At 64.6% G+C, this 9622-nt stretch carries 8 protein-coding genes; 1 reads left to right on the top strand and 7 read right to left on the bottom strand.

All coding sequences use genetic code 11. From position 1 onward, the window contains the following. Together Q0629_RS05175 and Q0629_RS05170 are read right to left on the bottom strand one after the other, a co-directional pair. The coding region (locus Q0629_RS05175; RefSeq protein ID WP_298779805.1) for a heavy metal translocating P-type ATPase at positions 1-2114 on the bottom strand (2114 nt) is incomplete at its 3' end. Between the two features lie 137 nt (positions 2115-2251). Then, positions 2252-2557, bottom strand: a complete 306-nt coding sequence (locus Q0629_RS05170) for a metal-sensing transcriptional repressor (protein ID WP_298779803.1) — start codon at positions 2555-2557, stop codon at positions 2252-2254. Positions 2558-2773: 216 nt separating this feature from the next. Here Q0629_RS05170 and Q0629_RS05165 point away from each other — a divergent pair, with 216 nt between their 5' ends. Next, positions 2774-4429 carry a hypothetical protein gene (locus Q0629_RS05165; protein ID WP_298779800.1) on the top strand — a complete coding sequence of 552 codons (1656 nt, stop codon included), beginning with the start codon at positions 2774-2776 and terminating at the stop codon, positions 4427-4429. A gap of 37 nt (positions 4430-4466) precedes the next feature. On the opposite strand, the gene Q0629_RS05160 is transcribed toward Q0629_RS05165, so the two are convergent. The 5 genes from Q0629_RS05160 to Q0629_RS05140 all read right to left on the bottom strand — a co-directional run bounded on the left by Q0629_RS05160 (position 4467) and on the right by Q0629_RS05140 (position 9602). After that, positions 4467-4853: a metalloregulator ArsR/SmtB family transcription factor gene (locus Q0629_RS05160; protein WP_298779798.1), complete on the bottom strand. Its 387-nt coding sequence runs from the start codon at positions 4851-4853 to the stop codon at positions 4467-4469. A gap of 106 nt (positions 4854-4959) precedes the next feature. Next, entirely contained in the window at positions 4960-5250 is a 291-nt protein-coding gene (locus Q0629_RS05155) for a hypothetical protein (protein ID WP_298779795.1), read from the bottom strand. Positions 5251-5304: 54 nt separating this feature from the next. Beyond that, positions 5305-6744 (bottom strand): proline--tRNA ligase, encoded by a 1440-nt coding sequence (gene proS / locus Q0629_RS05150; protein WP_298779793.1) that lies wholly within the window; start codon positions 6742-6744, stop codon positions 5305-5307. 121 nt (positions 6745-6865) lie between these two features. Beyond that, positions 6866-8959: a patatin-like phospholipase family protein gene (locus Q0629_RS05145; RefSeq protein WP_298779790.1), complete on the bottom strand. Its 2094-nt coding sequence runs from the start codon at positions 8957-8959 to the stop codon at positions 6866-6868. A gap of 157 nt (positions 8960-9116) precedes the next feature. Further along, positions 9117-9602 carry a chemotaxis protein CheX gene (locus Q0629_RS05140; RefSeq protein ID WP_298779787.1) on the bottom strand — a complete coding sequence of 162 codons (486 nt, stop codon included), beginning with the start codon at positions 9600-9602 and terminating at the stop codon, positions 9117-9119. Positions 9603-9622 lie beyond the last annotated feature (20 nt).

The raw sequence follows: 9622 nt of genomic DNA, 5'->3' as shown, positions 1-9622 counted from the left end.
AGCGCCCAGAACAGGTTCTGCTTTATGTTGCGGATGACGGCGCGGCCAAGCTGGATGGCCCCCGCCACGTCCAACAGGCTGCTGCGCATCAACACCAGGTCCGCGGACTCGATGGCCACGTCCGTGCCCGCCCCGATGGCGATGCCCACGTCGGCCCTGGCCAGGGCCGGGGCATCGTTGATGCCGTCCCCCACCATGGCCACCTTTCGTCCCGCCTTCTGCAGGCGGCGCACCTCCCCTTCCTTATCTTGGGGCAACACCTCCGCCGTGACCTCGTCCAGCCCCACCTGGCGCTGAATGGCGCAAGCCGTGCGCCGGTTGTCCCCCGTCAGCATCGCAACCTGGAGCCCCATACGATGCAGCTCGTCTACGGCCTGGCGACTGGTGGGCTTCACGACGTCCGCCGCCGCGATCACCCCAGCCAGCCGCCCCTCCGTCACGAAGAACATCGGGGTGCCGCCCTCGTCCGCCAGCTTCTGCTCCAGCTCCTTCGCGCGCTCGTCGTAGAGGCCTGCCGCCTCCAGGACCCTGCGGTTTCCCGCGCACCACTCGCACCCTCCCACGACGCCGCGGACCCCTGCCCCGGCCTCCTGGGAAAAGCCCTCCACGGGCAGGAGCTCCAAGCCCTCCTCCTCCGCCCTCGCGGTGACGGCAGCGGCCAGGGGGTGCTCCGATCGGCTCTCAAGGGACGCGGCAGCCCTCAGGAACTCCCGCCGGTCCATCGCAGGGCACAGGACGTCCGTCACGACCGGCATCCCCTGAGTGATGGTGCCCGTCTTGTCCAGCACCACCGTGTCGATGTCGTGGAGCCGTTCAAGGGCCTCAGCCGACTTGATAAGGATGCCACTGGCCGCGCCCCGCCCCGTGCCCACCATGACGGCCGTGGGCGTCGCCAGCCCCAGCGCGCAGGGGCAGGAGATCACCAACACGGAGATGGCCATGGAGAGGGCGAACTCGACACCGCGCCCCGCCAGGAGCCATATCGCGCCCGTCGCAAGGGCGATGGCGATCACGATGGGCACGAAGACGCCGCTGACCCGATCCGCCATCTTGGCGATGGGGGCCTTGGAGCTCGTGGCCTCGTCCACCAGACGGACGATCTGCGCCAGGGTCGTTTCCTCGCCCACGCCCGTGACCCGCATCTTCAGCCAGCCGCTGCGCACCGTCGTCGCGCCGACCAGGCGGTCGCCGGGGGCCTTGTCCACAGGGATGCTCTCGCCCGTGATCGCGGACTCGTCCACCGCGGCGGCGCCCTCCGTCAGCACGCCGTCCGCGGGGATGGCCTGCCCGGACTTGACGACGGCGATCTCCCCCCTCTCCAGCTCCTCGATCGGGATCTCCACCTCCGCACCGCCCCGCTCCACCCCCGCCGTCCGGGGAGCCAGGTCCATCAGGCGCGTGATGGCATCCGACGTCCGGCGCTTGGCCCGCGCCTCGAAGAACTTGCCGAGCGTGATGAGGGTCAAGATCATCCCTGCCGACTCGATGTAGAGGTCCATGGAGAAGTGGTCGACCGTCGCCATATCCCCGCGTCCCGCGGCCCAGGCCATGCGATAGATGGCGTACACGCCGTACACCAGGGCTGCGCTGCTGCCCAGGGCGATCAGGGAGTCCATGTTCGGCGAGCCGTGAGCCAGCGCGCCGAAGCCCACCCGAAAGAACTTGAAGTTGATGAAGGCCACCGGTAAAGCCAGGAGGAGGAGCGTCAGAGCAAAGACCAGTGCGTTCTCAGCACCCAGAAAACAGAACGGCATGGGCCAGCCCATCATGCGCCCCATGGACAGGTAGGACAGCGGGAGGGCGAAGACGAGCGAGGCCACCAGGCGTGTCTTCAACCCCAGGTACTCCTGGAGGGCGACGTCCTGTGCCGGCCCGCGCTCCTTTTTCTTTCCCTCGGCGGCGGCGCGGAGGTTGGCCCCGTAGCCCGCCTTCACCACCGCGGCCACGACGTCGGCGGAGGAAAGCGCCCCCTCGTCGTAGCTGACGGTCATGCTGTTCTTCAACAGGTTGACGGCAACCTCTTTAACGCCCGGCAGCGCCGCCACACTCTTCTCCACGCGGGCCGAGCAGGCCGCACAGCTCATGCCCGTAACGTCGTACGATTCCTTCTTCATCGGAATCCCTCCTCAAGAACCTCTCGCAACTCACCAAGCGGACGCCCTCAGGATGAGGCGAAGGGCGTTCAATAGACCCCCTCCCCGTGGGGGTCCATTGAACGATAGCACGGCCCGCCCTCTTTGTCAAACGGGCTTCAGCGGCCTATGACTTTGGCGAGGAGGTCCGATATCTCGTCCAGCTTCGCGTTGACGTCGCCGTGCTCGACGGCGTCCCGCACACAGTGGTGCATGTGCTGCCGCAGCACCAGGACGTTCGCGCGCTTCAGGAGCGCCGAAGAGGCCAGGAGCTGGTTGGATATGTCCACGCAGTAGCGCCCCTCCTCGATCATCCTTATGATGCCCTCCACCTGTCCCCTCACCGTCTTCAGCGCCTTGAGCGCCGCCCGCTTCTCCTCGTTCAGCGCCGCCGCACCCGGCGTGCGCTCCGGCATGATCGTCATCTAAAAGCCCCCGCTTTCACTCGCTCCGGACCTCCGCATCGGCACGACACCCCCACCCCGTGTTATTATACTACGGTCGCATCTCGATGATCGCCTTAACGTGTCTCTACGCCACCGTAAAGTCATGATAATATATTGATCGACCTGTCTGGCGTCTCGGACAGCCGGTCCGTGCCGCACACGACGAATCTATTCAAATTAAAGGAGTGAGCGACGATGAGCGAAGCGTGGGATGCGCCGAAGGACCGGGCCTGCATCAGCCTGTGGGGGCTCTGGGCGTGGGGACTTTCGTTCGGCTACGCGCTGAGCGACGCCCTCCTGAGGATCGTCCTGTGGGCCAATGCAAGCCCCACCTCATGGAGGAAGGAAACCTGGCCGGTGCTCGTCCTGGCCGCAGCGGCTGCAATCGCCCTCCTCCTGCACCTCAGGCGGGACCGCCGGGCGGCCCTGGCGCTGAGCGCCGGAGCGGGCCTCTACGGGCTCCTGGATCGGGGGCTTTACCTCCACTCGACCTTCCTCGCCAACGCGAACCCCAAAGCTCTGCGGGAGGCCTTTCAGCTGTTGTCCTCGCCGTATTGGTGGATTCATCAGCTCCTGTGGCTCCCCCTCCTCGTCGGCGGATACCTGGCGCTGCGCCGAAGCCGACGCGCCTGGCCCCTCCTCTGCGTCAGCACGGCGGGGGCCCTGTACCTCCTCGCCGACACCCCCGCCCTGTGGCACATGGAGCTGCAATCCCCCACCATCCTGGCGTTTCAGGTCTGCGACGTCATGGGCTACGCCTCCATCATCGCCGCGTTCCTGTTCGCGTGGCTGGACGCGCGTTCACCGCGGTCGGTACGGTCGGGGGTCGAGAAAATCGAGCCTGAACCGAACGACAAACGTTTGGAGACCTTGAAGCTCAGAAAGAGGCTCAGCCGGCTGCTCCTGGCTGGCGCGATCCTTTTCTGCCTCAACGAGTTCTTCGGCGCAGGCGGCCTTTTAAGCGCGATCCTGTCCATGACGCTCTACGACAGCCTCGGCCGGACGGGCATTCGACTTCTGCCCTGCATCCTGCCCGGTGCTGCATTCCTCTACAGCCTGCGCCCTTCGGCTTCGCCAAAAATCCTCATGACCTACGCCTACTGCGAGGCTTTCGTGTACGCAGTATTATCAACCGGGGCAACACTTCGCGCGTTTACGGGCAGGTCCATGATGGTGGCCATCGGATTGGGGGGAATCTATTTCCTGGTCACCATGGGAGGAGTGCTTCTGATGGTGCTGTTCCTCGCCGTCCTCCGCACGGCCTACCGCCTGGATAGGTTGTCCTGCTCCGCCCACGCGAAGGAGTCCTTCCCCGCGTGGTGCGCCTACGCCGTGTCCTTTCTCTATCCGCTGGCAAACTGCATCTACTGGGTCATGAGGTGGATCGAGTTCAGGCACTATCAAGACAGCCTGGACCTTTGGGCAATCCTGTTGGTCCTCAAAGTCCTGCTGGCAGCGCTCTGCCTGTCCCTTCTCCCCCGGAGGGATCGCCGCTCGGCCCTGGCCGCCAGCGCCGCTGCAGGCACCTCCCTGCTGCTCAGCGTCGCCTACAATCTCCACTGGGCAATCTCGAAGGGGGAACTTCAGTCGCTGTTGCTCTCCGGGACGTGGTGGGCCGGATGGGCCTTCCCCGCCGCGCTCATCGTTGGCGGGTACCTGGTGCTGCGCCGGGTACCCTGGGCGCCCTTCGTGTTGACCGCCAGCGCCGTGAACGCCCTGTGTCTGCTGTGGGGCTACGTATCCTCCTTAAGTCCAGACTTCAGAGAGCTCGACGTTCGCACCACGCTGACGATCTTTGAATACCTGGCCCCGTTTTTTGCCTGCATTCCGGCATGGCGCGACCGCCGATGAGAAGGCCTGCTCCAAAAAGAAAAAGCCCCCGAAGGGGCTAAACGCTTCGAGGGCCGGGGACGTCCTCCCTGGGGCAGGTGATCTCGAACAGGGCATCCATCACACGGTGCAGCAGCCCGGCCCTGCGCTCGTCGGAAAGGGTGTAGTGGATCTCCTTTCCGACGCGGCTGCCCACGATGAGGCCACTGCGCCTCAAAAGTTGAAGGTGGTGCGATACCGCGGCGTCGCTCATGCCCACCGCGGCCGCGATGTCGGAAACGCACTCCCTGCAGTGGCATAGGATCCACAGGATCTTGAGCCGCGTGGGGTCCCCTAGCTGCTGAAAGCTCATGGCCGCCTCCTCGAAGCGCTGCGCCGCCGGCATACGCTCCAGCACGACCTGAACGTCCTGTCCGTGATCGTGCGGCAAATTATAGTGCGTCATCCCGCCTCACACCACCCGAAAAAAACAATCCCCGTCAAAACACATCCGTCACAGCCCCCGTGCCGATCGCCGCCGCAAAAAGGGTCGTCGTTGCATCACTTCGACCTCAGTCCCCCTTCAGCTCCGCCTTCGAGAGCTCCTCCATGTCTTTGACGAGTTTTTGAAACGTTTCCTCTCCGTCAAGATAAAGATCGTTGTAAAAGATCGGTTTCCCGAACAACGTCTTGACTGCCCTCTTGATACGACCCCACAGGGTGTTGTAATTGTGGTCGTACCTGGAGTCCTTGATCGAGATGTTGTAGGCGACGTCGCCATCCTCCCACACGATTTTTTCGACGACGAACATACAGCACCTGCAATCGCAGGGCAAGACGATTATTTTCTCCTTCCTATCCATCCCTTTTCGTCCCCCTCAGCACTCATCATGGACGGGCAGACGAGTTCAAGGGGCTCAATAGGCCCTGGCGAAGATCGTCCTGCGCCCTTCCTTCCCCGTGACGATGCACCGGCCCGTGCTCGCGTCCGCCAGGGGGATGCAGCGCGGGGTCACGCCGCCCGTTTCCTCCCGGATGCGACGCTCGTCCTCAGGCGTCCCCCCGAAGTACGCCTCGACAAACCCACCCCTTTCCGCCAGGATCGCCTTGAGTTCGTCGTAGCTGGAGGCCTGGGCCGTGTGCGCCTCGCGGAAGGACAGGGCCCTCCTGTAGAGGTTCGACTGGACGTCCTCAAGCAACTTCTGCACCGCAGGGACCAGCGCGTCGCGGCTGAGGTCCGCCTTCTCCCCGGTGTCGCGCCTCACGACCCGCACCGTCCCGGCCTGCACGTCCTTCTCCCCCAGCTCGAGGCGCAGAGGCACCCCCCGCTGCAGGTGGGTGAAGAAGCGGTCGCCGGGCCGCATGTGAAACTGCGTGTCCACAGTCGTATAGAGCCCCCCCAGCGCCTCGTTGAGCTGTCCTGAAAGCTCGCGCGCCATGGGCAGCAGAACGTCCTCCGCCTGGCGCTCGTCCTTCGAGATCGGCAGCAGCACCACCTTCATGGGAGCGATGCGCGGCGGAAGCACCAGGCCGTCGTCGTCGGAGTGGGTCATGATGATGGCGCCGATGAGGCGCGTAGAAATCCCCCAACTGGTTGTCCAACAGGTCGCCAGCTCTCCGTCCCTGTCCTGGAAGCGAATCTCGAAGGCCCTGGCGAAGTTCTGGCCCAGGAAGTGGCTGGTCCCCGCCTGGAGCGCCTTCGCGTCGCTCATCATCGCCTCGCAGGTGTAGGTGGCTACGGCGCCGGGGAAGCGCTCCCCCGCCGTCTTCTCGCCCGTGATCACGGGCAACGCCAGCTCCTCCTCCATGACCTTACGGTACACCTCCAGCATCCGCAGCGTTTCCTCGCGGGCCTCCTGCTCCGTGGCGTGGGCCGTGTGCCCCTCCTGCCACAGAAACTCGGACGTGCGGAGGAAGAGGCGCGGCCGTTTCTCCCACCGCATGACGTTGCACCACTGGTTGATAAGCACCGGCAGGTCCCTCCACGACTGGATCCAGCGGCTGTACATGTGGCCAATGACCGTCTCGGAGGTGGGGCGCACCGCGAAGGGCTCCTCCAGCTCCTCCCCGCCCGCATGGGTGACCATGGCGCACTCCGGCGCAAAGCCCTCCACGTGCTCCGCCTCCTTTTGGAGGAAGGAGTTGGGGATCAGGAGCGGGAAGTAGGCGTTCACGTGTCCCGTCCGCTTGAAGGCGTCGTCGAAGTAGCGCTGAACGTTCTCCCAGATGGAGTACCCCGTCGGGCGAATCACCATGCAGCCGCGCACCGGCGCGTAGTCCGCCAGCTCGGCCGCCTTGATCACGTCAAGGTACCACTGAGAGTAATCGACGCTTCGTGCTGTGATGTTGCGTGCCATGATATAACCTCCACAGGGCGGGGGGCCACCCAGGCCCTGCCCTCACACAGGATGGAGGGCCCCGGCGGGGCCCTGTGATCTACGATTTAGTTTCCTTGGAATCGAACGAAGTCGCTGCGGCTTACGGCAGCGGGTAGTGGTCCCAGATGGGGACCCCCATGAAAAAGCCCACCTTGAACTCCTCCGAGCCGTACAGGGCCGCCAGCTTGATGTCCACGATGTTGTTGGGGAAGTTCACGGCAACGCCCACCTCCCATGGGGAGTCGATCCTCCCGTAGTCCTTGTCCATCGCGTAGCCGTAGCTGCCGAAGAGCTCCACCGCCACGATGCCCAGGACGCTACGGCTCAACACCCGGCGGAAGGCCAGGTTCGCCCAGGCCATGCGCTCCGCCTCGACCGGTCGGGCCGCCGCGGTGTAGAGCTCCTCCGCCGCGCCCAGGTAGGTCCCGTGACTACAACGATCCAGGTCGCCCTCCGCGTAGCCCAGGCGGAAGTACGTGCGCAGGTGCCCCGTAACCTCCAAGGGCTTGAAGTAGGTGAACCGATAGAGGACCTCGTCAAAGTCCGGCCACCACGCGTTGATGCGCCAGGCGTAGCCCTTTGTCGGGTCGCCGGGGATGTCCAGCGTGTCGTAGGCGGCGAAGAACGTCGGGCCGATCGAGTTGCGGTCGTCCTCGTCGGAGATGGAATCCCCCCCCACGTCTTCGTAGGCCAATCCAAGCCCCACGTTCACGTCGCCCCACTGATATACGCGGTTCACTCCGAAGGCGAAGCGGTCCCAATCCCGCGTGCCCGCGCTGCTGCGGACCTCCCAGTTCTGGGCGGACAGGTTGAAACGCCAGGCGTTCATGCCCTCCGGCGCCGTCTGATAGGACAGGTCGATCCCCCACTGGTCGCCGATCCGAAGCACGCCCGACATCGTGTCGTACTCCGACAGGAGTCCACGGGCAGCCCCCTTGACGTAGAGCCAGCGGTTGTTGTGCAGGTTCGTGGTGTACCCCGACAGCCCCACCTCGATCTCCGGCGTCTGCCGCACCTCGAGGCGCACCAGCACGTCACCCGACTCCGTGCGCCCCGTCTGGTAGTCTACGTTGGCGATGCCGGGGGACCGCACCAGCCGCTCGATGGCATCCTCGATGCGCTTTTGGTCGATCGTCTTCCCCACCCAGACAAGACAGCGCTTTCGCAGGTTCCGCGCCATCTTCTCCGGCAGCCCCACGACCTCCACGTCACCGACGACGTCGCTCGTGACCTCCACGTTCGCGCTCGTGAACAGCGCGGGACCTCGGGCCGACAGCCTCTGGATCGCGTCGAGCTTATCCAGCGCCACGCGCCGCCCCTCCTTGATGATAGCGTCCGCCTCGCTCGAATCCAAAAAGCTGAAGCTGTTCACGTGGGGGGAGAGCAGCAGGTCCGCCGCACGGCTCTCCTCGTTCGTCGTGCGCCGCATCAGGATGGCCAGCGACTGATCGATGACGTCGATGAAGGAGTTGATCGGGCGTTCCTTGGAGGGGGATTCCGAAACGTCCACCGCGACGATGGGGATGCCGGGGAATATCTCCCTGGCCGTGTAGACGGGAAGGTTGGAGACAACGCCACCGTCCACCAGGAGGCGGCCGTCGATCTCCCACGGCTCGAAGAGCCCCGGAATGGACATGGAGGCCCGCATGGCCGAAGCCAGCCCTCCCCGTCTCAGAACGACCTTCTCTCCGGTGTGGATGTCCGACGCCACGGCCGCGTAGGGGATGGGGAGATGGTAAAAGTCCTTCGCCGAGACGTGGCGCATCAACTGCGCAAAGTAGCGGTACAGCTTGTCTCCCGTCAGGATGCCCCGGGGGCCCCGCTGGTCCCCCTGCTTCTGATAGGAGAGCGCGGTGATCGTGCTGCCCTTGGCCCTCCTGTCGTCACCCGTAAAGACGAACATGGGCCCCGTGTTCTCCGAGAGCAGAGAGGGCAGGTCTAGCTCCGCGACGATGCGCCTCATCGCCTCCGCGTCGTATCCGCTGGCCTTTAGCGCACCCATCAGAGAGCCAATGCTAGTCCCCACGATGCCGACGATGGGAATGTTGTTCTGCTCCAGCACCTCGATGACGCCGATGTGGGCAAAGCCCCGGGTCCCACCCCCAGAGAGGACCAGCACAACCCCCGCCTCCGCGGACTGAAAGGACACGAGGCCAAGGAGCAGCGCCCACAAGATTTTCCTGACTATTCGCACCACCTTCACCTCCCGCAACGAAAAAGGCGGCGAACTCACCCGATGAGCCGCCACCCCAATCCACAAGAACTACGGGCAAGGGGGTGCCATTTCGGCCCCCCTCCCCGCTATTGCGGACCGCCCTGTCGCCGACTCGTCGGAGGCAGGGTCCTCAACGTCATTTTCCCTGTTCAAAGGACAGCACCAAATAGAGCACACCGCTCGGTTGCATGGCAAAGGGAAGCGTGAAGCTCTTCATGCCCGGCCCCTCGTTGGGGACGTTCTGAATCTTGTCCCCCACGATCAGCTGGGGCGGCGTCACGTCCACTCCCGCAAGGGACGCCTGGATCAGGGCGCGCCCGCTGACCATGTTGGACAGCTCACCCACGACGCTCATGGACATGGGGTCCTCAAGGCTCGGCGTGATCATCCCGCCCGACATCGCCGAGATGACGGAGTTGAAGCCGTCCTTGTCAAGCATGATGACGGCGGTTCCGCGGGCATCCTCCCCCACGATCCCGATCAGGGCGGCCGCGCAGATGTTGGCGACCTTTATCCCCTGAGAAACCTGGGCCTTGTTCAAGGTGACCGAAAGCCCCACCTCTCGTCCCACAGACATGACGGACGAACCGAAGCTGTTGACGAGAGCAGCAAGTTTATCCATATTGGCCATAGCGTTGAATG

Origin of the sequence: uncultured Fretibacterium sp., from assembly GCF_938030725.1 — a bacterium.
Lineage (GTDB): Bacteria > Synergistota > Synergistia > Synergistales > Aminobacteriaceae > Fretibacterium.
Note: the sequence above shows the minus strand (reverse complement) of the source record. Positions and strands in the feature narration are given on the sequence as shown.